This is a genomic window from Pedobacter sp. GW460-11-11-14-TSB4 (assembly GCF_059423705.1).
In genome coordinates this window covers 1-25,633 of sequence record NZ_JBWKYI010000031.1, presented here as the reverse complement: position 1 = coordinate 25,633, position 25,633 = coordinate 1, and the positions used below count along the sequence as shown (strand labels likewise).

28 protein-coding genes are annotated in these 25,633 nt (G+C 39.3%); 18 read left to right on the top strand and 10 right to left on the bottom strand.

Annotation, left to right across the window (positions count from 1 at the left end):
* The first annotated feature begins 9 nt into the window (after nt 1–9).
* From AC07YT_RS21550 to AC07YT_RS21520, 7 genes are all read left to right on the top strand, one after another.
* Complete coding sequence (locus tag AC07YT_RS21550; RefSeq protein WP_086549190.1) at nt 10–219, top strand: DUF2683 family protein; 210 nt, start codon at nt 10–12, stop codon at nt 217–219.
* Nucleotides 201–482: a Txe/YoeB family addiction module toxin gene (locus AC07YT_RS21545; protein ID WP_086549191.1), complete on the top strand. Its 282-nt coding sequence runs from the start codon at nt 201–203 to the stop codon at nt 480–482. Before AC07YT_RS21550 ends, AC07YT_RS21545 begins: the two co-directional genes overlap by 19 nt.
* A gap of 16 nt (nt 483–498) precedes the next feature.
* Entirely contained in the window at nt 499–1,350 is an 852-nt protein-coding gene (locus AC07YT_RS21540) for a 4-hydroxy-3-methylbut-2-enyl diphosphate reductase (RefSeq protein WP_086549192.1), read from the top strand.
* 31 nt (nt 1,351–1,381) lie between these two features.
* On the top strand, nt 1,382–1,924 hold the full coding sequence (locus AC07YT_RS21535) for a cysteine hydrolase family protein (RefSeq protein WP_086549193.1): 543 nt from the start codon (nt 1,382–1,384) through the stop codon (nt 1,922–1,924).
* Nucleotides 1,925–1,957: 33 nt separating this feature from the next.
* A complete protein-coding gene (locus AC07YT_RS21530) occupies nt 1,958–2,632 on the top strand; it encodes a fatty acid desaturase (protein WP_494945516.1) in 675 nt (224 codons plus the stop codon).
* Nucleotides 2,633–2,892: 260 nt separating this feature from the next.
* The gene (gene hemH / locus AC07YT_RS21525) at nt 2,893–3,903 is read left to right on the top strand and encodes a ferrochelatase (protein ID WP_086549194.1); all 1,011 of its coding nucleotides are present in this window, start codon (nt 2,893–2,895) and stop codon (nt 3,901–3,903) included.
* A gap of 6 nt (nt 3,904–3,909) precedes the next feature.
* The gene (locus tag AC07YT_RS21520; protein ID WP_086549195.1) at nt 3,910–4,416 is read left to right on the top strand and encodes a gluconokinase; all 507 of its coding nucleotides are present in this window, start codon (nt 3,910–3,912) and stop codon (nt 4,414–4,416) included.
* Here the strand turns inward: AC07YT_RS21520 and AC07YT_RS21515 are convergent.
* A complete protein-coding gene (locus AC07YT_RS21515) occupies nt 4,394–5,653 on the bottom strand; it encodes a 3-deoxy-D-manno-octulosonic acid transferase (RefSeq protein WP_494945515.1) in 1,260 nt (419 codons plus the stop codon). The two genes, AC07YT_RS21520 and AC07YT_RS21515, sit on opposite strands and share 23 nt — an antisense overlap.
* Before the next feature lie 134 nt (nt 5,654–5,787).
* Between AC07YT_RS21515 and AC07YT_RS21510 the strand changes: the two genes are divergently transcribed.
* Genes AC07YT_RS21510 through AC07YT_RS21490 form a run of 5 tightly spaced genes read left to right on the top strand, consistent with a single transcriptional unit; the run spans nt 5,788 to nt 10,527 of the window.
* Entirely contained in the window at nt 5,788–7,101 is a 1,314-nt protein-coding gene (locus AC07YT_RS21510; protein WP_086549197.1) for a UDP-glucose dehydrogenase family protein, read from the top strand.
* 60 nt (nt 7,102–7,161) lie between these two features.
* A complete protein-coding gene (locus AC07YT_RS21505) occupies nt 7,162–8,190 on the top strand; it encodes a UDP-glucuronic acid decarboxylase family protein (RefSeq protein WP_086549198.1) in 1,029 nt (342 codons plus the stop codon).
* Nucleotide 8,191: 1 nt separating this feature from the next.
* A complete protein-coding gene (gene galE / locus AC07YT_RS21500) occupies nt 8,192–9,214 on the top strand; it encodes a UDP-glucose 4-epimerase GalE (protein ID WP_086549199.1) in 1,023 nt (340 codons plus the stop codon).
* Nucleotides 9,215–9,772 carry a hypothetical protein gene (locus AC07YT_RS21495; RefSeq protein ID WP_086549200.1) on the top strand — a complete coding sequence of 186 codons (558 nt, stop codon included), beginning with the start codon at nt 9,215–9,217 and terminating at the stop codon, nt 9,770–9,772.
* A 17-nt stretch (nt 9,773–9,789) separates the two neighbouring features.
* The gene (locus tag AC07YT_RS21490) at nt 9,790–10,527 is read left to right on the top strand and encodes a tyrosine-protein phosphatase (protein WP_086549201.1); all 738 of its coding nucleotides are present in this window, start codon (nt 9,790–9,792) and stop codon (nt 10,525–10,527) included.
* A gap of 87 nt (nt 10,528–10,614) precedes the next feature.
* Here the strand turns inward: AC07YT_RS21490 and AC07YT_RS21485 are convergent, their stop codons facing one another.
* Entirely contained in the window at nt 10,615–11,844 is a 1,230-nt protein-coding gene (locus AC07YT_RS21485) for an ABC transporter permease (RefSeq protein ID WP_086549202.1), read from the bottom strand.
* A gap of 163 nt (nt 11,845–12,007) precedes the next feature.
* Entirely contained in the window at nt 12,008–12,361 is a 354-nt protein-coding gene (locus tag AC07YT_RS21480; protein WP_086549203.1) for a HesB/IscA family protein, read from the bottom strand.
* 92 nt (nt 12,362–12,453) lie between these two features.
* Between AC07YT_RS21480 and AC07YT_RS21475 the strand changes: the two genes are divergently transcribed.
* The 3 genes from AC07YT_RS21475 (at nt 12,454) to dnaA (ending at nt 16,678) form a co-directional block, all read left to right on the top strand.
* Nucleotides 12,454–12,984, top strand: a complete 531-nt coding sequence (locus tag AC07YT_RS21475; RefSeq protein WP_086549204.1) for a DUF7935 family protein — start codon at nt 12,454–12,456, stop codon at nt 12,982–12,984.
* A 162-nt stretch (nt 12,985–13,146) separates the two neighbouring features.
* A complete protein-coding gene (locus tag AC07YT_RS21470; protein ID WP_086549205.1) occupies nt 13,147–14,694 on the top strand; it encodes an acyl-CoA mutase large subunit family protein in 1,548 nt (515 codons plus the stop codon).
* A 553-nt stretch (nt 14,695–15,247) separates the two neighbouring features.
* Nucleotides 15,248–16,678, top strand: coding sequence for a chromosomal replication initiator protein DnaA (dnaA, locus tag AC07YT_RS21465; RefSeq protein ID WP_029275646.1), 1,431 nt, complete (start codon nt 15,248–15,250; stop codon nt 16,676–16,678).
* Between the two features lie 133 nt (nt 16,679–16,811).
* Here the strand turns inward: dnaA and AC07YT_RS21460 are convergent, their stop codons facing one another.
* The 5 genes from AC07YT_RS21460 to AC07YT_RS21440 all read right to left on the bottom strand — a co-directional run bounded on the left by AC07YT_RS21460 (nt 16,812) and on the right by AC07YT_RS21440 (nt 19,759).
* Nucleotides 16,812–17,360: an NUDIX hydrolase gene (locus tag AC07YT_RS21460; protein WP_086544660.1), complete on the bottom strand. Its 549-nt coding sequence runs from the start codon at nt 17,358–17,360 to the stop codon at nt 16,812–16,814.
* Between the two features lie 39 nt (nt 17,361–17,399).
* Nucleotides 17,400–17,789, bottom strand: coding sequence for a hypothetical protein (locus tag AC07YT_RS21455; RefSeq protein ID WP_086544661.1), 390 nt, complete (start codon nt 17,787–17,789; stop codon nt 17,400–17,402).
* 85 nt (nt 17,790–17,874) lie between these two features.
* Entirely contained in the window at nt 17,875–18,648 is a 774-nt protein-coding gene (locus AC07YT_RS21450) for a TPM domain-containing protein (protein ID WP_086544662.1), read from the bottom strand.
* A gap of 3 nt (nt 18,649–18,651) precedes the next feature.
* Nucleotides 18,652–19,095, bottom strand: a complete 444-nt coding sequence (locus AC07YT_RS21445; protein WP_086544663.1) for a TPM domain-containing protein — start codon at nt 19,093–19,095, stop codon at nt 18,652–18,654.
* Nucleotides 19,096–19,177: 82 nt separating this feature from the next.
* Nucleotides 19,178–19,759 (bottom strand): LemA family protein, encoded by a 582-nt coding sequence (locus AC07YT_RS21440; protein ID WP_029275651.1) that lies wholly within the window; start codon nt 19,757–19,759, stop codon nt 19,178–19,180.
* Nucleotides 19,760–20,242: 483 nt separating this feature from the next.
* Between AC07YT_RS21440 and AC07YT_RS21435 the strand changes: the two genes are divergently transcribed.
* Genes AC07YT_RS21435 through AC07YT_RS21425 form a run of 3 tightly spaced genes read left to right on the top strand, consistent with a single transcriptional unit; the run spans nt 20,243 to nt 22,688 of the window.
* Nucleotides 20,243–21,784, top strand: coding sequence for an NAD(P)/FAD-dependent oxidoreductase (locus AC07YT_RS21435; protein ID WP_086544664.1), 1,542 nt, complete (start codon nt 20,243–20,245; stop codon nt 21,782–21,784).
* 33 nt (nt 21,785–21,817) lie between these two features.
* Nucleotides 21,818–22,285: a DinB family protein gene (locus AC07YT_RS21430; RefSeq protein ID WP_086544665.1), complete on the top strand. Its 468-nt coding sequence runs from the start codon at nt 21,818–21,820 to the stop codon at nt 22,283–22,285.
* 43 nt (nt 22,286–22,328) lie between these two features.
* Complete coding sequence (locus AC07YT_RS21425) at nt 22,329–22,688, top strand: CoA-binding protein (protein ID WP_086544666.1); 360 nt, start codon at nt 22,329–22,331, stop codon at nt 22,686–22,688.
* On the opposite strand, the gene AC07YT_RS21420 is transcribed toward AC07YT_RS21425, so the two are convergent.
* Both AC07YT_RS21420 and AC07YT_RS21415 read right to left on the bottom strand, forming a co-directional pair.
* Entirely contained in the window at nt 22,685–23,794 is a 1,110-nt protein-coding gene (locus AC07YT_RS21420; protein ID WP_086544667.1) for an acyloxyacyl hydrolase, read from the bottom strand. The genes AC07YT_RS21425 and AC07YT_RS21420 overlap by 4 nt on opposite strands.
* Complete coding sequence (locus AC07YT_RS21415) at nt 23,794–24,759, bottom strand: lipid A deacylase LpxR family protein (protein WP_086544668.1); 966 nt, start codon at nt 24,757–24,759, stop codon at nt 23,794–23,796. The genes AC07YT_RS21420 and AC07YT_RS21415 overlap by 1 nt, the downstream gene beginning before the upstream one ends.
* Nucleotides 24,760–25,633: the final 874 nt, after the last annotated feature.

The window sequence follows — 25,633 nt, the reverse complement described above, 5'->3', positions numbered from 1 at the left end:
TAATTTTATATGATGGAAACACTAATCGTACAGCCTAAAAATAAAAAACAGCTTTTGGCAGTTGAGGCCGTGTTACAAGCATTAAATGTAACTTTTAAAAAAGAGAAAAGCTATAGCGCTGAATTTAGAAATGAAATAGCTAAAGGTGAAGATGATGTGAAAAATGGACATTTAACAAGGGTTAGTGATGTTCAAAATATATGGAAAAGTATTTTGTAGACATTACGGATCAAGCTAAAAAACAATTAGCTGAGATCTTTAAATCAGGAGATAAAGCTTCGATTAAAAAACTCCAGCAAATTTTTATAGAATTAAGTATTCATCCGGCATCAGGCGTAGGTAAACCTGAAAAATTAAAATTTGAATTTTCTGGCTATTGGTCAAGACAAATAAATAAAAAAGATAGGTTAGTATATAGGATCGATGAAGAGATTATTACAGTATTTGTAATCTCGGCAAAGGGACATTACCACGATAAATAACTAATCCTGAGAAAAAATGAGCAATTTAAACTTACAGGTCAACATCGATAAATCATCAGGCTTTTGCTTTGGCGTAGTATATGCCATAGAAATGGCAGAAGATATTCTGGATAACGAAGGTTATTTATATTGCCTCGGCGATATTGTTCACAACGATGAAGAAGTAGAACGTTTAACCAATCGTGGATTAAAAATCATCGATCACGAAGTGTTGAAAAACTTAAGGGACGAAAAGGTTTTGATCAGGGCACATGGTGAAGCACCTTCAACTTATCAGCTGGCTTTAGAAAATAACCTGACTTTAATAGATGCTTCTTGTCCTGTGGTGCTGAAACTGCAAAACAGGATTAAAAACTCGCATGATGATGATGAGCAGGTGCTTATTTTTGGGAAGCACGGGCACGCCGAGGTAATCGGATTACAAGGCCAGACAGATGGTAAAGCAATTGTTTTTCAGGATTTAGCCGAGCTGGATAATGTAGAATTACCGGCTAAATTTACCTTATACAGCCAAACCACTAAAAGCACCGATAAATTCTATCACATTAAAGACGAATTATTGAGTCGTGGTTATGAAGTTAAGGCTAACGACACCATTTGCAGACAGGTATCTAACCGTTACGAAGAGCTGGAAGATTTTGTAAGTCATTATGACAAGATCGTTTTCGTATCGGGCAAGAAATCATCAAACGGAAAAGTGCTTTACGATGTTTGTAAAAAACATAACGATAATTCTTATTTCATCTCTAATGTTGAAGAGTTAGATCAAAGCTGGTTTAATGAAAATGATAAAGTTGGCATCTGCGGGGCTACTTCTACACCAATGTGGCTCATGGAGAAGGTTAAAGCCGCTTTGGAAAAATACTAATTAGAAAACCGTTATTATATTTATTATTTAAATGAAAGCATTGTTAATAATAGATATGCAAGTTGGCAGTTTTAAACCTTACACTTTGCGTTACGATACTTCAGGCGTAATTGAGAGAATAAATAAATTATCAGATTATTTCAGAACGAATAATAATAAGGTGATTTTCGTTCGGCATGATGGCACAAAAGAAAATATCTTTTTACCAAATACCCCCGATTGGGAGTTCTTGCCAGAATTAATCATAAACCCGAATGATTTTATAGTCTCAAAATCAGCTAATGATTCATTTTATCATACTGATCTACAGGATATATTAACCGAAAATAGCATTACAAAATTGTTTGTAACAGGCTGTGCTACTGATTTTTGTGTTGATGCTACAGTTAAATCAGCTGTTAGCAAGGATTATGAGGTAACCGTTGTTGAAGATGCCCACACTACAGCAGACAGACCTCATTTAAGTGCTCCCAAAGTAATTGAACATTACAATTGGATATGGCGCGAAATGACTCCAACAAACTTTAAAGTTCGGGTTGTAAAAACTAAGGATCTGTTTACTTTGTTGGTTTAAAGACAAAGGTTATTGGCTCGACAAAACTGTAAATTGAAAACTATAAATCCATATATCGGAATTCTGGTTGCGTTAACCGTAATGGCCTGCTGGTTTATTTCTCTTTATTTCTTGCTTACCTGGCATTTTGCCTGGAGCAATCCCTTGGTTTATCTGATGGTTTTTGTACAGATGCATTTGTACACCGGTTTGTTTATTACCGCTCATGACGCCATGCATGGAACCATATCGCCCCATAAAAAAGTAAATCATTTTATCGGTTATCTTTCTGTATTTCTGTATGCAGGTTTTTTATATAACCATTTGTACACAAAACACCACCAGCATCACCGCCATGTACATACCGAAGAAGATCCTGATTTTGCACCACATGGTTTTTGGAAATGGTATTTCCGTTTCATGTTAAATTATGTTACGGTAATCCAATTGGTGATTATGGCAATAGCTTACAACGTATTGAAAATCTGGGTTGATGAAAGAAATTTACTGCTGTTTTGGGTGCTGCCATCATTATTAAGCACTTTTCAGTTGTTTTATTTTGGAACGTATCTTCCACATAAAGGCGAGCACGATAACGAATACCATTCTGCCACTTTGCAGAAAAACCATTTTGTAGCCTTTATTACCTGTTATTTTTTCGGTTATCATTTAGAACATCACCAAAAACCAGCTATGCCCTGGTGGCAACTCCACAAAACTAAAAAGTAGACTCATATTCCTGCGCTGGCGACCAACTTCGCTTTTTGTGCTCAAGTGACTTAGGTGGTCAATAAAACGGCAACGCACTTTGTTATGTTATTTGCTCAAACGGTCAGATGGTAACATCAGACAGCACACTGATTTGCTTTTCTAATGTTTAAGCAGAAATAATACTTTTTTTGACTAAAAAATGTCGACTGTCACATTTTAAACATAGGTAAAAAACAATAAAAAGGCGATATTTGCGCCACGAAACATATTCTTTATAAATGAGCAATAAGGGAATTTTACTGGTAAATTTAGGAACACCTGACAGTCCGGCAACGGCTGATGTAAGAAAATATTTAGATCAATTTTTGATGGATGAACGGGTAATCGATATTCCTAAACTCAACAGAACATTATTAGTTAAAGGTATTATTGTTCCATTCCGTAGTCCTAAAACTGCTAAGCTATATAAAGAAATCTGGAATGAAAATGGTTCGCCACTATTGTATTACAGCAGGTTGCAGGCTAAAATGCTTCAGGAAAGATTAGGTAGCGATTACCATGTAGAATTAGCCATGCGTTACCAAAGCCCTTCAATAGAATCGGCATTGGCAAATTTAAAGGCAGGCCTGGTAGAAAGTATACAGGTCATCCCGATGTTCCCTCAATATGCTTCTGCCAGTACCGGTTCGGTAATGCAGCTGGTGATGGAACTGGTGAGCAAGTGGCCAACGGTTCCGCCAATTTCGTTTGTTAACTCATTCCACGATAACGAATTGATGATTAAAGTTTTTGCAGAAAATGCTAAAAAGCATCATGTAGAAAGTTATGATCACGTCTTGTTCAGCTTCCATGGATTACCTGAGCGTCAACTGTTAAAATGCGATCACACCGGAAGTTACTGCTTAAAAAGCGCCGATTGCTGCCAGACATTAAACGATACCAATAAATTCTGTTATTCTGCACAAGGGCATGATACCGCAAGGTTAATCGCCAAAGAATTAAACTTATCGAAAGATCAATATACCGTTTGTTTTCAATCGCGTTTAGGTAAAGAACCATGGGTACAGCCTTATACCACTGATGTGTTGAAGAAACTGGCTGCCGAAGGTAAAAAACGCCTTTTGGTTTTTAGTCCGGCTTTTGTGGCCGATTGTCTGGAAACACTTTACGAAATCACGGTAGAGTACCACGAAGAGTTTAAAGCTTTGGGTGGAGACCATGTTCAGTTGGTAGAAAGTTTAAATGATAGTCCGGTGTTTATCGAGGCTTTGGCCGGAATGGTTAAATAGTTTAATATGGCGGGTTTTATCATTTTAATGGGTGTTTCGGGAAGTGGTAAAACCGTCATTGGAAAAGCTTTGGCGCCAAAAATAAATGCCGAATTTATCGATGGTGATAATCTCCATTCACAGCGGAATGTAGATAAAATGGCTGCCGGAATTCCGTTAACAGATGCCGATCGTTTAGATTGGCTGCAGCTGATTGCGAAAGTTGGCCGCGAACATGTTGCCCATGGTACAAGCTGTATTATTGCCTGTTCTGCACTGAAAAAATCATATCGCAATCTATTAAGAAATGATAATCCGTCAATTCGGTTCGTTTACCTGCAAGGAAGTTTCGGTTTAATCCACGATCGGATTGCTAAACGTTCTCATCAATATATGCCCGCTAGTTTATTGAAAAGCCAGTTTGAAACCTTAGAAGAACCACTGGCAGATGAAGGGGATGTCGTAACGGTCTTAATCGATCAAAGCATTCCTGAGATCGTTAATGAAATTGTTAAGGCTGATCTGATTTCGTAATCATCGAAATAATCTGATCGGTTGCACCTTTTTTATCCACAACATATCTTTTAGCCTGGTCGGCAGCATTTTTATTTTCAATAAAGCCTTCAAAAGCCCTGATCAATTCCTCAACAGAAGAAATACTTTTAGCTGCACCTATGGCAATTAAATCTTTCGCTTCCTGAAATTTATCGTATTTCGGTCCGAAAATTACAGGTAATCCAAAAGCTGCGGCTTCTAAAGTGTTGTGTATCCCCGTCCCGAAACCACCACCTATATAGGCTACTTTTCCATATTGGTATAGAGAAGACAACATGCCGATGTTATCGATGATGAGCGTTTGGTGTTTAGCGTTTAGCGTTTGATCAGACGAACTAAAAACTGAAAACCGTAAACTGTTAATTGAAAACTGTTTCTCGATACTCTCAATATGGCTTTCATGGATCTCGTGTGGGGCAATGATAAACTTCCAGTTGGGGTATTTTTCAGGCAAAGCCGATAATATTTTTTCATCTTCAGGCCAGGTACTTCCGCAAATTAAAGTAGGGGAGTTGCCAATAAAACTTTCGATCAGGCTAAGCTGTTTGGGCGATTGAGCATTTTCATAAACACGGTCGAAACGCGTATCGCCGTTTATCGTTACATTATTTAATCCGATTGATTTTAAAAGATTTTCGCTTTCTTTATTTTGTACGAAAAAGTAAGTAACAGATTTTAAAATATTGCGGTAAAAGCCACCATACCATTTAAAAAAAGCCTGGTTTTCTCTGAAAATTCCAGAAATCACATATAAAGGAATATGCCGATCCTTCAATTCTTTAAAATAAAAATGCCAAAATTCATATTTGGTAAAAATGGCCATTTCGGGATTAATACTTGCTATAAACCGTTTGGCATTGGCCGCCGTATCAATCGGAAGGTAAAATACATCTGCCAGGGCATAATTTTTTCTGATCTCATATCCCGAAGGAGAGAAAAAAGTAACTACAATTTTCTTCGCCGGATAAAGGTTTTTTAGTTTTTCTAAAACCGGGCGGCCTTGCTCAAATTCGCCCAAAGAGGCAAAATGAAACCATATGTGTTTTTCATTCGGATTAATTTTCTGGGCAATTTGTGTATAGGTATTTTTACGGCCGTTTATAAACAGTTTAGCCTTAGGATTGAATAATGAAAATATCCTGATGAGAAAAATGTAAAGCCGAATTCCGATTATGTAAAGCAAAAGCATTAGTGTAATTTCATATCTTCGTGCCAAGATAAAACGAATATATTTAAAAAGCTTAAAAATATATGGAGACCTCACGATTGGCCTATCATTCAGTATAATAAAAAGACAAGCCATCATGCTCCATAGCAGCTAAAAATAAAGCTAAAAGTAAATTATAACAGATGAAGATAGCCGTTATTGGTACCGGATACGTAGGTTTAGTTACCGGAACCTGTTTAGCAGAAACAGGAAATGATGTAATATGTGTTGACATTAATGAAGCGAAGGTAAAAAAAATGCAGGCTGGCGAAGTGCCGATTTACGAGCCTGGTTTAGATCTTTTGTTCCATAGAAATATAGAACAGGAAAGGTTAACTTTTACTACAAATCTGGCAGATGCCGTAAAAGATGCGCAAATTATTTTTATGGCTTTGCCAACGCCTCCTGGTGGAGATGGTGCTGCCGATCTTTCTTATATTTTAGGTGCTGCAAAAGATATTTCCAAACTGATTACTGAATATAAGGTGATCGTAAATAAATCAACTGTTCCGGTTGGAACGGCAGATAAGGTAAAGGCTGTTTTTGCCGAAAATACCTCAGTTGAAGTGGATGTAGTTTCGAACCCGGAGTTTTTAAGAGAAGGGGTAGCTGTTGATGACTTTATGAAACCTGACCGCGTTGTGTTAGGAACTAAAAGCGAAAAAGCGAAGAAGTTAATGACTGAATTATATGGTCCTTATGTACGTCAGGGGAATCCAATTCTTTTTATGGATGAGCGTTCTTCTGAACTGACCAAATATGCAGCAAACTCTTTCCTTGCCACCAAAATTACCTTTATGAATGAGGTTGCCAACCTTTGCGAACTGGTAGGTGCTGATGTTGATTCGGTAAGAAGAGGCATAGGTTCTGACGACCGTATCGGTAAACGTTTCCTTTTTCCGGGCGTAGGTTACGGCGGTTCCTGTTTTCCGAAAGATGTTCAGGCTTTGGTAAAATCATCTGATGATTATGCTTACGATTTTCAGATCCTGAAATCGGTAATGGAGGTTAACGAAAGACAAAAAACCATCCTTGTTGATAAGGTGTTGAAATATTATAAAGGTGATATAAAAGGCAAACATTTTGCACTTTGGGGTTTGGCTTTTAAACCAGAAACCGACGATATCCGTGAGGCACCGGCCTTATATATTATCGATGCACTGGTTAAGAATGGTGCTACCGTTACCGTATTCGATCCGGAAGCGATGACCAATGTTAAAAATGTTATTGGCGATCAGGTAAATTATGCTAAAAACCAGTACGAAGCTTTGGAAGGTGCTGATGCACTGTTGATTGCGACGGAGTGGTCGGTTTTCCGTAATCCTGATTTTGAAAAAATTGATAACATTTTAAAAAATAAAGTGGTTTTCGACGGTCGAAATTTGTACGATTTGCAAAAAATGATCGATCTTGGCTATTATTATAACAGCATAGGTAGAAAACTATTAACCCCCTAGCCCCCTGAAGGGGAGACTAAGCACAATGCGCAGTTTAAGGGCGTTTTTAAAAAAAAGAATATGAACGAAAGAAAGGAAAAGTCCCCTTCAGGGGATGTAGGGGCGAAAAAAAGAATATTGATTACAGGTGCAGCCGGATTTTTAGGCTCACACCTTTGTGATCGTTTTGTGAAAGAGGGCTATCACGTTATCGGAATGGATAATCTGATTACGGGTGATATGGCAAATATCGAACACTTGTTCAAGCTGGAGAATTTCGAGTTTTACAATCACGATGTTTCCAAATTTGTGCATATTCCAGGCAAACTTCATTACATTTTACACTTTGCTTCACCTGCAAGTCCGATCGATTACCTTAAAATCCCGATCCAGACACTTAAAGTAGGTTCATTAGGTACGCATAACCTTTTGGGGCTTGCCCGTAATAAAAATGCGAGGATGCTGATTGCATCAACCTCTGAAGTTTATGGAGATCCAAATGTAAATCCTCAGCCTGAGGAATATTGGGGCAATGTAAATCCGGTTGGTCCGCGTGGGGTTTACGACGAGGCCAAACGTTTTCAGGAAGCCATTACCATGGCCTACCATACTTTCCATGGCGTAGAAACCCGGATTGTTAGGATTTTTAATACCTACGGGCCGCGAATGCGCCTGAATGACGGCCGTGTTTTACCTGCATTTATCGGACAGGCTTTAAGAGGCGAAGATTTAACTATATTTGGTGACGGAAGTCAGACACGTTCTTTCTGTTATGTTGATGACCTGATAGAAGGGATTTACCGTTTATTGATGAGCGATTATGCGCAGCCGGTAAACATTGGTAACCCGGATGAAATCACCATCAAGCAGTTCTGTGAGGAAATTATCAAGCTTACAGGTACCACGCAGAAAATCGTTTATAAAGAACTTCCGCAGGATGATCCTAAACAGCGCAGGCCGGATATAACCAAAGCGAGAACGATACTGGGATGGGAGCCAAAAGTAGGCCGTGCCGAAGGATTGAAAATTACATACGAATATTTTAAATCATTGCCTGCAGAGGCTTTGGAAAAGATAGATCATAAAGATTTTACCACATTTAACCGTTAAAATGGCAAAAATATTAGTTACCGGTGGAACAGGATACATAGGTTCGCACACCGCAGTAGAATTACACAACGCAGGTTACGAAGTTGTGATTGTAGACAACCTTTCTAACTCGAATATCAAAATTTTAACCCAGCTTCATGCCATCACTGGCAAATGGTTCGATTTTCATGAAATCGATCTGCAGGATGACAGGGCGGTTCAGGAATTTGCAGAAAACCATACCGACATTGATGGAATTATCCATTTTGCAGCATCAAAAGCTGTAGGCGAATCGGTAGAACAGCCCTTAAAATATTATAAAAACAATTTTTACGGTTTAATTAACCTGTTAACCTCGTTTAACAGAAAGATAAATTTTGTATTTTCTTCATCTTGTACCGTTTATGGACAGCCAGAAACGTTACCGGTAACTGAGGCGGCACCAGTACAGAAGGCTGAATCTCCTTATGGAAATACCAAGCAGATTGCTGAAGAAATATTAGCAGAAACAGCAGCCGTAACACCAGCGTTAAATATTATCGCTTTGCGTTATTTTAACCCGGTTGGTGCACACGAAACTGCTTTGATTGGCGAGTTGCCAAATGGTGTGCCTGCAAACCTTGTTCCTTTCATTACGCAATCGGCAATTGGCAAACGTGGTCCGATTACCGTTTACGGTGATGATTACGATACCCCTGATGGTTCTGCTATCCGCGATTATATCCATGTGGTTGATCTGGCAAAAGCACACGTTGCTGCCATAAAAAAATTAGAAGAAGGAAACCCTAACGGTAATTACGATGTTTTCAATATCGGTACAGGTAAAGGTTCTTCTGTTTTAGAAATTATTGCAGCTTTCGAAAAAGTGAACGGAGAAAAGCTTGATTATAAAATCGGACCAAGAAGAGCAGGTGATATTGTTCAGATTTATGGCGATGTTCAAAAATCGAATAACGAACTGGGCTGGAAAGCTAATCTTGATATCAATGAGATGATGCGTTCTGCCTGGGAATGGGAAAAATACATTAAGGCTAACCCTTTTTAAATGAAATTATCGGAGCACAAAGATTTAAAAACTGCCATAACAGAATTGCCTGTTAAAGAAAAAGACAAGCTATTGCTGCGTTTGGTGGCTAAAGATAAAGTGCTTACCGAACATCTTCATTACAAATTGTTAGAAGATGCCACCGATTTAGATGATCGGAAAGAAAGGATTAAAGCTGATGTGGAAGAACAGGTGCTGGAACTGAAAAAACTAAATGCTAAAGAAGCTTTGGTAAAAGTTCGGAAGATGATCACCTCGGTTAACCATTTTTATAAAGTAACAAAAGATCCGGTTGGCGAGGTAGAACTAAAATTGTTTATCCTCAATGCCATCCCTTTTGATTATAAGAAATCAATTTTTGGTTACCGCGATTTTATGATGCTTTTTAGTATTTTTTACTTAAAAACTGTCGCGGTAACCTTAAATAAATTCAAAAAACTACACGAAGACCTGCAGTTCGATTTAAGCGAAGACTTAAATAATTTGTTAGCTAAAATCTATTCTTCTAAATTAGCAGGCGCAGCAGAGGCAAGCAATTTGCCCAAAGAGATCAGTTAAAGTTATGACCTACCATTATGTTCGGATTATTTAAAAAGAAAAAAATAGCACCCGAATTTAATTTCTCCGGTATTGGAACAGATATGCACTCGCACATTATTCCAGGGATTGATGACGGCGCGCAAACGCTTAAAGATTCTTTCCTTTTGGCCAAAAAATTTAAAGCTTTAGGTTATAAGAAACTGATTGCCACACCACACATCATGGCCGATTATTTTCGAAATACACCCGATACCATTAACCGTGGTCTGGATACCTTGCGAAAAGGCTTGCAGGAAATTGAACTGGATCTCGAAGTTGATGCCGCTGCCGAATATTACCTGGATGAAACCTTAGAGAAAAAAATCAGACAAAAAGAGGTGTTAACTTTTGGAAATAATTATCTTTTGTTTGAATTATCTTATATCAATGCACCTCAGAACCTGATCGATTTTATAAAGATGATGCAGGATGCCGGATACAAGCCTGTTCTGGCCCACCCTGAGCGGTATCCCTATTACTACAATGCTTTCGAAAGCTATCACCAGATTAGAGAAACTGGTTGCCTGTTGCAAATGAACGGTATTGCTTTAACCGGTTATTATGGTGCTGGGGCAAAAAAAGTAGCAGGAGAAATGGTGGAAAACCATATGGTCGATTTTATAGGCAGCGATATGCATCATTTAAAGCATGCTGAAGCACTCGAAGATAGCCTTAGCACACCATTAATGCAACAATTGCTTACGCAACATCAGCTTATTAATGCGTTGCTTTAAATTGGGTTAACTGTTTAAATTGGTTAATCGGTTAATTGTATAGAGCCTCCAGCAGTTAACCAGTTTAAACAATTAACCGATTTAACATTACTCATATCTCAATGCCTCCACAGGATCTAGCTTTGATGCTTTTTTAGCAGGATAATATCCCGACAGAATTCCTACAAATACACATAATACAAAACCGCCGATAATAAATAGCCATGGGATCAAGAAGGCACCACCCATAGCGAGGGAGATCAGGTTGCCTAAAACTATTCCCAGAAAAATACCCAGGGCACCACCCATTAAACAGATTACGACTGCTTCAATTAAAAACTGGTGACGAATTACCTTTGGGTTTGCGCCGATCGCTTTACGGATACCAATTTCGCGTGTACGTTCGGTAACGGAAACCAGCATGATATTCATTAAGCCAATGGAGGCGCCAATCAGGGTAATAATTCCAATAGCAACCCCACCAATAGCCACAAAGGCCAGATTTTCGAATAATGTTTGCGCAATGGCATCACTCTTGGTAATCTCGAAATTATTGGTTTCGTTCACCTTTACCTTGCGGATATTTCTGAATAGCGCAGTAGATTCGCCAATAATGTTTTCCTGCATCTCGTTGCTAGGCACCATTACGGTGATGGTGTAAGATGGATTGGCATTGGCGTTAATTTGCTTGGCTTTTAGCAAAGGCACATAGACCGCCCTGTCGCCGCTAAAGCCCATACTCGAGCCTTTTTTCTCTAATATGCCAACAATTTTAAAACGGTTATTACCTACATTAATCAGTTTATCCAGGGGATCTGAATCTTTGAACAATTTTTCAACCACTTCACCCCCAACAATACAAACGTTGCTCCCGAGTTGGATTTCGGAAACACTAAAATTTCTTCCTTGTGATAAATTTAGACCTTGCGAGGCTAAACCGTTTTCATCTATACCCTGAACGTTAATGTTTGGATTTGTTTTTAAACTGCCGTATTTGATGGTAGAACCTCCACTGGCAAATACACTTACCGCAACGGTTGCAGGGGTATTCAGGCTATCTTTAAACTTAACGGCATCTTCATAGCGGATGGCTTTAAAAGGTTTTGGCCGTTTACCATTTCCAATTCTAATCCCCGTGCCGCGGTTTCTGATGGTAAAAGAGTTGGCGCCCATGCTACTAAAAGCATCGGTCATACTTTTCTTTACAGCATCCAGAGTGGTTAAAATCCCAACCAAAGCCATTAAACCTATGGCAATAATTAAGGCGGTAAGCATAGTACGCAAGCGGTTCGCTTTAATAGATTCTAATGCCAGTCTGATGTTTTCTCTGTAATTCATTTATTGTAAGTATCAAGTATCGGATCAAGTATTGAGTATCAAGTATTAAGATGGATTAACCTTATACCCTATACCTTTTGCCTTCAACCTCTATGGGTAAAAATAAAAAAAGTCCCGATGTTTAGACAAGGGGACTGCACTATATGTTACAATAATATTTTATTTATGCCGAGAAACTCGTGCCACAGCCACAAGTGCTGGTTGCATTAGGATTAACGAAAGTAAAACCACGAGAATTTAATCCATCCTGCCAGTCGATCATCATGCCCATTAAATACATCTGGTGTGCTTTGTTCATGAAAACTTTAATGCCATCAATAAAAAATTCCTGATCGCCATCTTTTTTCTGATCAAAACCTAAAACGTAATTCATGCCAGCACAGCCGCCACCCTCTACGCCTACGCGTAATCCGTAATCTTCACTAATCTCCTGCTGATCCCTTAATTTATATAACTCTTTGGCTGCTCCTTCTGAAAAAGTAACGGGTGCAAATGCTGTATCAACTGTTGTGCTCATGTTATTTAAATTTTATCTGTTACAAATATAAATAATAATGCACATTTTTGCTTTTAACGGTCTGTTAATATTACCGTAATTAAACAATACTTATGAATACCCAACAAATTTTAGTTGATATAGTTGTCTTATTTGCAGGCATTTTCGCTGCGCTAATCGCCCTTTATTACATTCTAAGGAACGATATCCAGCGTTTCTTTGACTTAAAAACGATCGAGCTGAACAAAGAAAGCCGGGCGCATATTTTGCCCTTACGTTTACAGGCACACGAACGTTTAATCATATTTATCGACCGGATTAACCCCGCTAATTTGCTTGTTCGCCTGCACCAGCAAGGAATTGGCATTGGTACTTTACAAGCTGGTATCTTAAACGAAATTCGCTCGGAGTACCAGCATAATATTACCCAGCAGTTGTATGTAGATAGCGTAACCTGGACTGTGGTGCGAAAATTAAAGGACGATACCATTGCCATGATTAATAATGCCGTACAAGGTTTACCTGCCGATGCAAATGGGATTGAACTCAGCAAGGCAATTTTACAGCACATGGCCAGTAAAGATGAAAACCCTTACGATTTAACCATCGAACTGATTAAAAAAGACATCCATAAGCTGTTTTAAGGAAGGTTAACTGGTTAATTGTTTAAATCGGTTAGCTGCGAATCCTTGGAATTCGAATAATAATTTTTCGTTAGGCTGTTAACCAATTAACCAGTTTCAAACAGTTACGCAACTTGCCGTACTAATGAACCAATGACTATTGAACCAATGAACTAACTTATTATGAGCGAAAAGAAGCACACCACCACCTCAGGCATTGAAATCAAAGCGCTGTACACCAAAGCGAAGCCGATGGAAGAGCTGCCGGGCGAATTTCCCTTTACCAGGGGGATTCAGAAGGATATGTACCGGGGCCGTTTATGGACAATGCGGCAGTATGCAGGCTTTTCGACCGCTGAAGAATCAAACAAGCGTTACCATTATTTATTGGCGCAGGGAACAACGGGCTTATCTGTTGCTTTTGATCTTCCAACGCAAATTGGTTACGACTCTGATCATGAAATGGCCGATGGCGAGGTGGGTAAGGTGGGCGTGGCTATCGATTCGTTAAAGGATATTGAAATTCTATTTGATGGTATTCAGCTGAAAGACATTACCACTTCGATGACAATCAATGCAACGGCTTCAATTTTGTTGGCCATGTATATTGCGCTGGCCAAAAAACAAGGTGCAGATTTAAAACAGATTTCAGGCACGATACAGAACGACATCTTAAAAGAATATGCGGCGAGGGGAACTTATATTTATCCGCCAAAACAATCGATGCGATTAATTACCGATATTTTTGAGTTCTGCAGCAAAGAAGTGCCGAAGTGGAATACCATTTCTATATCCGGCTACCATATTCGCGAGGCCGGATCTACCGCGGTGCAAGAACTTGCTTTTACATTGGCGAACGGTAAAACCTATTTAAAAGCAGCGCTGGATAAAGGTTTAGATATTAATGTATTTGCGAAACGTTTGTCGTTCTTCTTCAATTGCCACAATAATTTCTTTGAAGAAATAGCAAAATTTAGGGCCGCAAGGCGCATGTGGGCCAAAATTACCAAAGATTTGGGGGCCACAGACGAAAAAGCACAGATGCTCAGATTTCATACCCAAACCGGAGGTTCAACCTTAACTGCACAACAGCCGTTAAACAATGTAATCAGGGTAAGCAATCAGGCTATGGCGGCCGTTCTTGGCGGAACTCAATCCCTGCATACCAATGGTTACGATGAAGCACTTTCGCTTCCAACGGAATCGGCTGCAAAAATTGCTTTACGTACCCAGCAGATCATTGCCTTCGAGAGCGGTGTTACCGATACCGTAGATCCATTGGCAGGATCATTCTTTGTAGAAAACCTAACCGATGAAGTAGAAACGGCTGCCTGGGCTTATATCGATCGGATAGACGCTATGGGTGGCTCGGTTAATGCCATCGAAAGCGACTACATGCAAAATGAGATTGCCGGTGCATCTTATCAGTATCAAAAAGAAATCGAAAGCGGCGAAAGGATCTCAGTAGGGGTAAATAAGTTTACCCAGGAGGAAGAAGGTTTGACCGAAGTTTTTAATATTGATGATTCTATCCGTAAGCTGCAATCTGAAAAACTGGAAATTTTAAAAACCACCCGTGATAATGATGCCGTAGAAAAAGCATTGCAAAGTTTGCATGAAGCGGCCAAAGGCGAAACTAACTTAATGCCATTGATTATAGATGCGGTTGAAAAGTATGCTACGCTTGGCGAAATTGCAGATGTGTTTAGGGGTACTTTTGGCGTTTACTAACAAAGCTTCGGCAACCTGATTGGTGTTTCATTTCAGGTCAAAATTAAAGGCATGCTGCTTTTGATGAAGGGGTAATAAAATGAACAAATATCTTATTCACTGATCTCAAATTTAAGGAGTTGAATTGTCGTAAAATTCATACAAAAATAAGGCATAATGAATTAATCTAAAATCGATTTGAACGATTGGCTTAAATTAATATTAATTTATTTATCTTATGGCTTTGATTTTCAGTTAATTCGACTAATAAAAAGACTAAAACGCTTAACTAGTGCCTAAAATGGCTTAGATTTTGCTTTTTCAACAGCGATTCGAAGTGATGAGGGTATATTGATGTTAAATAATGGTTAATGTGGATAACCAGTGTTAATAAATAGTTATCAACATAAAAAATTGAGGTTAAGCGGGCTACTATATTCCTTATCAGTACGTTACGATTTATTTGAAATTTTTGTTTAAAATGTTGATAATTTTCTCAATATTCGTAGTCCCTAAACGGACCATCCCTTTAATTCGAATAGGCACTGTAAACCAATAAATTATAGAAATCGCAATGGAAAAAACTTGTACAGAAGTATGGAAGAACTGTCTTCAAATTATTAAGGATAACATTCCGAGTCAAAGTTTCAAAACTTGGTTCGAGCCAATAACAGCCCTTAAATTGGAAGGTAAGGTTTTAACTATACAGGTGCCAAGTTTGTTCTTTTACGAATGGCTTGAAGAACATTATGTAGGCTTGCTCCGCAAGACTGTAAAGAAACAACTTGGAGAGGATGGCAGGTTGGAATATAACATCGTTGTAGATAAATCATCAAACAGCGGTAATCCTTATACTACCAATATGCCCTCAAATGGAAATGGAGCGGAGGCAAAGGTACAATCGATGCCGATTCCGGTTTCCATTAATAAGGATATTAAAAACCCATTTATTATCCCTGGATTAAAAAAATTAAATGTTGATCCACAATTAAACTCTAACTATACTTTCGAAAATTATATTGAGGGAGATTGCAACCGCTTGGCGCGTTCTGCAGGTTACGCTGTAGCTGCTAAACCAGGTGGTACATCTTTTAACCCTCTGATGATTTACGGTGGCGTAGGTTTGGGTAAAACACACCTGGCGCAGGCAATCGGTAACGAGATTAAACGCAGCATGCCAGATAAACTGGTGATCTATGTAAGCTGTGAGAAATTCTGCCAGCAGTTTGTAGATTCATTAAAAAACAACACCATTAACGATTTCGTTAATTTTTATCAGGCAATGGATGTAATCATTATGGATGATGTACATAACTTTGCCGGTAAAGAAAAAACACAGGATATTTTCTTCCACATTTTTAATCACCTGCACCAATCGGGCAAACAGGTCATCTTAACATCTGATAAAGCACCGAAAGATTTAGCTGGTTTGGAAGAGCGTTTGTTAAGCCGTTTTAAATGGGGGTTATCAGCAGATCTACAGATTCCTGATCTGGAAACCCGTATTGCTATTTTAAGAAAGAAAATGTATGCTGATGGTATTGAGTTACCAGGCGAGGTGGTAGAATATGTGGCACACAACATTGATAACAATGTACGTGAATTAGAAGGTGCTATGGTATCTCTTTTGGCACAGGCTACTTTGAATAAAAAAGAAATCGATTTAGCCCTTGCTAAGCAGATGTTGAAGAACTTCATTAAAAATACTTCTAAAGAAATTTCAATGGAATATATCCAGAAATTGGTTTGCGAGTATTTCGAGGTTCCTGTAGATATGGTTAAATCGCAAACACGTAAACGCGAAATTGTTCAGGCACGTCAGATTTCGATGTACCTTTCTAAAAGTCATACTAAATCATCGTTAAAAACGATTGGCGCTTTCTTCGGCGGTCGCGATCACAGTACCGTAATTTATGCTTGCCAAACCGTAGAAGATTTAATCGATACCGATAAAAAGTTTAAAGCTTACGTACACGATATCCAAAAGAAATTAAAAATGAGCTAAACCAGGTTCAGGAACAGAAAGGTAGAAGGGTTTAAATAAAATCTTTCGTTCCTGATCAAAAGTTAATGCATTAAACAATAAAGGCCAGATATTTTATCTGGCCTTTATTGTTTCTGTTTTTCTGTAAAATAAATTAAAGTTTCTCTAATTCTGCTAAGCCATATAATAAAGCCGCAACATGAAGTGCCTGGGCTATTTTATTATCCTTAATCAGTTGTTTTAGCTCATCAATGGTATACTCTTCAACATTTAATATTTCATGTTCATCTAAATGCTGTTCATGCGTTTTAATACCACCTGTCAGGAAATAGGTAAAGGTCCTGTTATCAGATGTTGCAGGATTGGGATAAAGCTCAGCTATAAGTTTGCAGGTTTTAAAACTGTAACCGGTTTCCTCTAAAAGTTCACGTTTAACAGCAAACTCAGGTGCTTCATCGCCATCAATTACACCGCCCGGAACTTCAAGTGAAACAATATCGGCTGCATGGCGGTACTGGCGTACCATGATTATTTTTCCTTCTTCAGTTAATGCAATCGCATTTACCCAGTTTGGATACTCTAAAACATAATAATCGTCTTTTATAATACCTCCGGGAAGTTTAACTTCGTCTACCCTCAAGGTAGCCCACTTCTCTCGTACTAAATATTTAGAGGCTATTTTCTGCCACTTTTCTATAATCATTGATGTATGTTGTTTTGTTTAGCGCCATGCAATAGGCGTTTAGCGCAAGTATTGTTGTATCGTTTTCTGACGGTGCAGGTTGACCAAATGTACAATCTTATGCCGATCTGACAGGTAATTATAAACTAAATTCAGCTTTGGGGCAATCATTTGGTTCCGATCCTGACTTATGCCCATTTCATAATATAGAAATTCGCTCAGTGAGTCGAGTTTTTCCGGAGGAAGGTTGCCCCCAGTCAACCAGTTTTCAAAAACAGCCAGCTCTTCACTTTCCAGAATTTCTTTTGGCAATTGAAAACCGCTTTCCATGGTTTCGTCAAAAAGCTGATTGGCTTCGGCCAACTTACCCTCTAATTTTAATCCCATAATACGGGCTAAAACCTGCGCAAGTTTCTGTATTTCTGCTGTGATTAAATCTCTTCTGTACATTATTGTTGTAATGTTTTAATCTGTTGGAAAGTGGTAACGTTCAAACGGAGTAGATTCTAACTTAATGACCAATGAACCAATGAATTTACCAGCTTCCGCTGCTACCACCACCACCAAAGCTTCCTCCGCCAAAACCACCGAATCCGCCACCGCCTCCGCCTGAAGAGCCGCCTCCCCAGCCACCGCTGCTTCGTCCACCGCCACCGCTTCCAAAAAGCATAGCCCAGAACAAAGCATTGGATGCACCCCGGCCACCAATTACTTCGCTGCCACCGCCACCACCTTTACGCATAATAATGATGATCACGATGACGATAATGATAATAATGATGATACTGCCTGAGCCACCTTTCTTTGAAGAAGCTTTTGGACTATCATTTTTATATTCGCCCCTGGTGTATTTTATAATCGAAGTAGTCGCTTCATCCAGGCCGGCATAATAATTTCCTGCTCTAAAATTGGGTTTAATGTCGTTGTCAATGATACGTTTGGCATAAATATCGGGTAATGCACCTTCTAAACCATAACCTGTTTGGATAGAGATTTTTCGATCGCCAACGGCCACAACGATCATAATGCCGTTGTTTTTGCCACTTTGGCCAACTCCCCATTTTCTGCCAAGTTCTACAGCGTATTCGTTAATATCATAATCACCGACTGATTTTAGTATCGCTACGGCAATCTGTGTGGAAGACGAATCATTAAAAGCTACTAATTTAGTTTCCAGTTGCTGCTTCTGATCGGATGATAATACATTAGCGTAATCATTAACCAGTGTGTTCGGTTTTTCTGGAAAATCCTGTGCAAAGGCAAAAGTGAATAATAAACTCAGTAACGAGAAAAGGAATATTTTCTTCATCGTTTATTTGTGTTCTAGGTTATCCATAAAAACAATATCATTTGGCAATTCATTAATATCGCCTTTTTGAGGTGGGAAGAACAAGGCTAGCTTTTCTCCGGCCAACGCTACACCTGCAATAATGCCATCGGCTAAATTGCCTTTTGCAAAGTGTGCAGTCATCGCTATTTTAGCTGTTTCCCAAAAATTTTCAGGTACTACCTGGTTGATGCCTACATCGCCAATAATGGCAAATTTATGATCGGCATGTGCCAGATAAATCAGCACCCCATTTCTTTTAGCTGTTTTGTCCATATCCAGCTTGGTGAAATACTCGATAGCTTTCTCGTATGGATCGCCTGCGCAATGTTTGTCAATAGCTATCCTAATTTCTCCGGAAGTTGCTCTTTCTGAATCGGAAATCGCGTTTGCTATTTTTTCTTGTTCAATATCTGAAAATAACGACATATGCTTATTATGTATGAAGTAAAAAGGGTAATAAATGCTTTTTAATAAACATTCACTACCCTTATATATTGTGTGGAGAATATTAAAATTCTACTTTAGGGGCGTCTTTTGCAGTAGCATCGGCCTCAAAATATCCTTTAGCTTTAAAGCCGAACATGCCAGCAGTTAAATTGGTTGGGAACGATCTGATTTTACCATTATACTCCTGTACCGCATCATTAAAATCTTTACGGGCAACGGTAATCCTGTTTTCGGTACTTTCTAACTGTGCCGATAAATCACTGAATTGCTGTGTAGCCCTTAGTTCAGGATAGTTTTCGGTAATCGATAATAGTTTGCCTAAAGCCTGGCTCAATTGTCCTTGAGCTGCCTGGTATTTCTGAATGTTTTCTGGTGTCAGTTCATCCGCTTTAACCGTCATCTGTGTTGCTTTTGCACGTGCTTCGGTTACAGCAGTTAAAGTACCCTGCTCAAATTTAGCCGCGCCTTTTACCGTAGCTACCAGGTTCGGAATTAAATCTGCTCTTCTTTGATACTGGGTTTGCACAGTTCCCCATTTCGATTTAACGTTTTCATCAAGTTTAACCATGCTATTATATCCGCATGAACTTAAAGTGCTCACTGCAATAACTGCAGCTAAAATTCCAAATATTAATCTTTTCATTTTTATGGTTTTTGTCTTTTTAATAGAATTGATTTATGGTCAATTTACGAATTAGATATCAAATTGCATGCCTTTGTTACACTTTCAATAATTATCTGCCAGGTTGGCAAGCTTAGGGTAATGTTTAAACTGATGTTTTTGTTTTGAAGCGCAAGGACATTCGCTTTTTTTAATGTTTGCTCCCGCTCTTTGCTTTACTTCGTGTCCGCTCCGATCGGGGGCTAAAAACTTTGGGCTGTGGCACGGAAAGCCTGCATAGTAGCAACAAAGCCGCCATCTAAACCCGAACGAATGGATCGCGACGTAAAGTCGGGAGGAGGTAGAGCGGGAAGAAAGTGGCTTATGGAATACTGCGGTGGCTTTCCAAAAAAACATAAAAGCATTACTTTAGTCTGCTGATAATTTTTAGTCATATTTTGAAATCATCAAATATGCTATCAGTTGCCTATCTTTGTACCGTTCGGGATAAAAACCTGACATGATATGCAAAAAGACATCGAAATTACGTTGCTCCCGCACGAGGTAGAGCAAACAGAGTTGATTAAGCAGAAGCTGGCTGAAGCCTTAAAATTGCCTGGATCAAGAATTAAAGGTTATGAAATCCTGAAACGATCGATAGATGCCCGCTCCCGAAAAGTGATATTCCGACTTCAGGTAAAAGTTTTTGTCGATGAGGAAGCCATTCCCGAAGTATACACCATTAACTATAAAAATGTAAGCGATGCCAAACCCGTAATTATAATCGGCGCTGGTCCGGCCGGGTTATTTGCAGCTTTACAGTGTATCGAAAATGGATTAAAACCCATTATGATCGAACGTGGCAAAGATGTAAAGCAACGCCGCAGAGATTTAGCTGCCATAAATAAGCAGGGATTAGTGAATACCGAATCTAATTATTGTTATGGCGAGGGTGGCGCAGGAACCTATTCGGATGGTAAACTGTATACCCGATCGAATAAACGGGGTGATATTAATAAAGTACTTCAGGTTTTTGTAAACCATGGCGCAGAAGCTGATATTGCTACCGATGCCCGTCCACATATTGGCACGAATAAACTTCCACATATTATCACTGCTATCAAAGATACCATCCTGAATGCCGGGGGCGAGGTGATGTTCGATAGCCGGATGACTGATATTTTAATTGAATTCGGAAAAGTAAAAGGAATTGAGATCAATTTTGAAGAAAAGTTGTTCGCTGATGATATTATCCTGGCAACAGGTCATTCTGCGAGAGATGTGTACGAATTGTTGAACAGTAAAAATATCCTGATTGAGGCCAAACCATTTGCTTTAGGTGTGCGGATTGAGCATCCTCAGGAAATTATTGATTCTGCCCAGTACCATTGTGATATCCGGTCCGAATTCTTACCGCCTGCTTATTATAGTTTAGTTGAGCAGGTTGGTAGCCGTGGGGTGTTTTCTTTTTGCATGTGTCCGGGGGGGATTATTGCACCTTGTTCCACCGGCGAAAATGAAATTGTGGTAAATGGCTGGTCGCCATCTAAAAGGAATAATCCTTATGCCAATTCAGGCACCGTAGTACAGGTTACCTTAAATGATGTTCAGGGCTACGATCCGCTTAGGATGTTGCACTTCCAATCTGAAATTGAAAAAATGGCTTTTGAGGCTGGTGGTGGCAACTTAGTAGCGCCTGCACAAAGAATGGTGGATTTTGTGAACAATAAACTATCGATCGATTTACCGAAGAATTCTTATCTGCCGGGAACCAAAAGTTCGATGCTCGATAATATTTTACCCGATTTCGTATCAGATAGTTTACGCGCTGCATTGCCTTTGTTTGGGAAAAAGATTAGAGGTTATTATACAAATGAAGCTATTTTGGTGGGGGTAGAGAGCAGAACGTCTTCTCCGGTCAGAATTCCGAGAGATAAAGAAACTTACCAGCATCCTCAGGTAAAGGGTTTGTATCCTTGCGCAGAAGGCGCAGGTTACGCGGGTGGGATTGTATCGGCAGCCATAGATGGAATTAACTGTGCAAATGCAATATTAAACGCATCTTAACAAACTTTATATGGCCCCAATTGTTGTTTAGGTATGTTTAATATTACAAACGAAATTAAAAAGGCATTTAATGGCGATGCCTGGCATGGGAACCATGTAATGCAAACGCTGAATAACGTTAACCCCGAAAGTGCCTTTAGTCACTTTGTGCCGGGTGCACATTCTATTGCTGAAATTGCTTTGCACTTAACGGCCTGGACAGAAGAAGTGACTTCAAGACTGAGTGGGAAACCAGCAACAGAACCCGCAATGGGCGATTGGCCAATGCCCGAAAGCAGGACACCTAAGGCTTGGGAGCGTATTATCTTTAATTTTAAAATTGCAAACGAAGAACTCATCCGCCTTTGTGAAACCATAAAAAATAATCAATGGGACGATGAAGTGAAGAGTGAGCGAAATCCGACTTTGGGAACAGGTGTAACCAATGCCGAGCTTTTAAGTGGTTTGGCACAACACCACGCTTACCATTCCGGTCAAATTGCTTTACTTTCTAAATTTTAATATTTATCCGTGTAATCTCTCCATCTGTGTAATCAATTTCAAAATGAAAAAGACACTTATAATCGGCGCATCGCCAAACCCTTCAAGATATGCCTATAAAGCAGCCAATATGCTCAAGCGCTTCAATCACGAAATTGTTAATGTGGGCATAAAAAAAGGAGAGGTTGCAGGCGTAGAAATTGAAGAACCGGGTCTGATCCACACCGATATCGATACCATAACCCTGTATATTGGCCCATCCTTACAGGCTCAATACCACGATTATATCCTGGAAACCAAACCAAAGCGGGTCATTTTCAATCCGGGAACTGAAAATTACGAGCTCGAAAAACTATTGGATCAACACAACATCGAACCAGTTGAGGCCTGTACTTTGGTATTGTTAAGCACAGGACAATATTAAAATCTATAAACTACGCCCCAGTTTACATAATCTGCCTGGGCAAAATGCATATAGGTTTTAGCCTGCAAGCCAATATGAGGTGTAATGTTAAAAGTGGGTCCGAAGGTCCAGTACCAGGTCGCTTTATCCATTAATCTGTTATAATGGATATATTTTCCAATCTGCGCGGCAACAGTAACACGCCATAGGTTGATATCGGCACCAATACTGATCCCTGTACGCCATTTATCATAAGAAGTACCGTAGTTCTGGAAGGTTTCTCCATAATTATTCGGATCAAATACAGAATAATAATATACAGCATCAGCACCTGCTTTAAGCGACATTACATCGTTCAGGTAAAAATTGTAGCCGGCATATAATCCACTTTTGTATAAACTTTTTGTTCTGTTACCAAATACACCCCTTGCGCCTAAACCTGCACTAAGCTCAATAGAATTACGCTGTAAAGTGGTGTAGGTACTTTTTCGTTCAGCAGTTAATGTTTTCGGATTGTTGAGTTTAAGTCCGACGTAAATATTTCCGGTATTCAATCCCCCGTTCGGAACAGTGGCGCCTCCGTTGGATACATGCAAAAAACCGAGACCTACTAATAAATCGGCGTATTTGCTCATCGGCAGCTCCATTCCTAAATCTGCTTTAATGGTTTCGTTAATCGGACTTCCCAGAAATCTGTTTTTGGTATTATTAAAGTAATACTTGTTTGTATAACCCAAACCAACGCCTGGAGTAAAATTAAATTTAGCTTTTCCAATTTTGAATATTTGAAAATCCATCTGAGCCACCAGGCCATATACCTGCCCAAAAGCATTGGCCGAAGTATCTTTTGTGCCTTTCAGTTTGCTCAGGTTTCTAAAAACAAATCCGATGCCATAAGATTTGGCGCCACCAAATCCGATCCACTTATCACTGTTCTGGCTGATGTCCTTAAAATAAGCCGCATCAAATCCTGTAATCTGATCCTGAAACAAGTGTCCCTGATCATTATTTACATGCGTACCAAATATGGGTTTAAGAATAATCGAATGATTTTCCGGGGCAATTTGAGCCTGGACAGATGCTAAGCCTATAATAACGAGAATAAAAAAGAGTAGTTGTTTTTTCATTAGCTTTTACTAAAACGGTAAGCAAGACTATAAAAGGCGTAGCGGTAACCAGTGGCACTGTTTTTAACTTCGTTCGAAGTAAAAGTAGCGGTATAATTTGCGGTCCAGCGCGCAATGGCGAAAGTTAACCCCACCTGCGTGGTAAAAACAATTGGTTTGGGTTTAAAGGTAATTGGCCCTTTATCATTCAAAAATAATCCCCCTTGCAAACTCGAATCGAAAGCAACCGCATGTAAGTGCGGGCTAACGGAAAGGAAAAGTTCGTATTTGCGTTCTGCTTTGTTCATATGGTTATTACTCACCAGGCTATTAAAAGCCGACGAACCATCCATATCGTTAAATCTGCCCAGGCGGAACATTGCGCCAAGATTTGCTTTTGTAATCACGTTACCAACCGCTGCGGAAGTTGTTCCCGTAATATCGAATATTTTATTGTTTGTGCTCAATAAAAGCCTATTGTACTCTACCCCCAGGTTTAATGTTGGTTCGCTGTTTAAGCCATACTCCCATCCTTCAATCTGATTTTGGCCAACCAGTTTATGAAATGCTTTCTGAAACTCTTCACCCAAAGCATCTTTTCCGGTAAGTCCAATCTGTGCAGAAACCTTTAGCATTTGTTTGTTGGTATAAAAACGGCTATAATTTGCTTCGCCATAAAGATATGCTGTAAAAGGGCGGTCGTGTAGGGCAGGGTTTGGTACAAAGCTGTAATACGGATTGTATATTTTTTGACCAAGTTCGAAACCGATAATCTCTTTGCTTCGCCCTGCTTTTAAATGCGCTCCATCCAGGGCATGCCTGTATTTAATAAAAGCACCATTTGTATAATAACGATCACTGGTGATGTCGATATAAGCATCGTTCTCAGAGATAATAACGAGCTCATTTTTATAATTTTGCGCATAACCGATTTCTACTATGCTGATAAACAGCAGAGAAAGGTATAGTTTGAGCATCAACTTCATTTATTTAGATGGTTTAATAAAGCCATAAAAGTATTAATTATTGTTCAAAAATTCGATACGATAGTTGTTCGACTTAATTGCTGCTCATATATTAGGTAAGGTGTTTATTTATAATTCTTTTTTAGTAAAGCAGGTTTAGTGCTACTATCCAGGTTGGTTCCTGCTTTTCATTCCAAGTCCTCGCTGCGCTGTGGGCTTTTCATTTCAATCAGGTTTATTTTGCAGGGGCTGACTGGCTGCAGGGAAAACTTCAGGATTGTTTGGGGGCGGTGCGCCAATAAACACTTGTTTCCTTAAAAAGTTTTAACCATCGGCATATTTTTTCTGTCTGTAAGCCATAGGGTTACGTTAATCCCCGCCCCATTCCATAAAAATGTTTTGTGTGTACGATAAAAAATCCTACTTTTGCATCCCGCTTCGGAGGAAGGGTTTTGATTGAAAGGATGGCATTAGGGCGAGTGGGTCGAGATTTATTTTAAAATAAATATTGTGGGAGAGGAAAAGATTGCTACCTTTGCAGCCCGGTTCGGAAGGACGGAAAGCTGGTTAACACCGGTATATTGAAATAAGGGGAGGGGAAAAAAAGAAGACAGAAAAAATAAAATTTATTTTATTTGGAAGTTTAAGAAAGATCCTTACCTTTGCACTCCCAACGATAAGGAAGGGTAAAAAAATCGGAACGGCGGATGTCGGGAAGATAACAAAACAAGATTGAAACGGGTTGAAACACAGGTTGGACGAATAAGACCGGCCGGAACTGAAACCGAAGATATATAACTGATCGGCCGCGAGGTTTACAGATCAACAAGTTCTTAAAAGAGATGTCAATGTAGCGTAGCGAGGTAATGGAGTACCGATCAAAGTACATGATTAC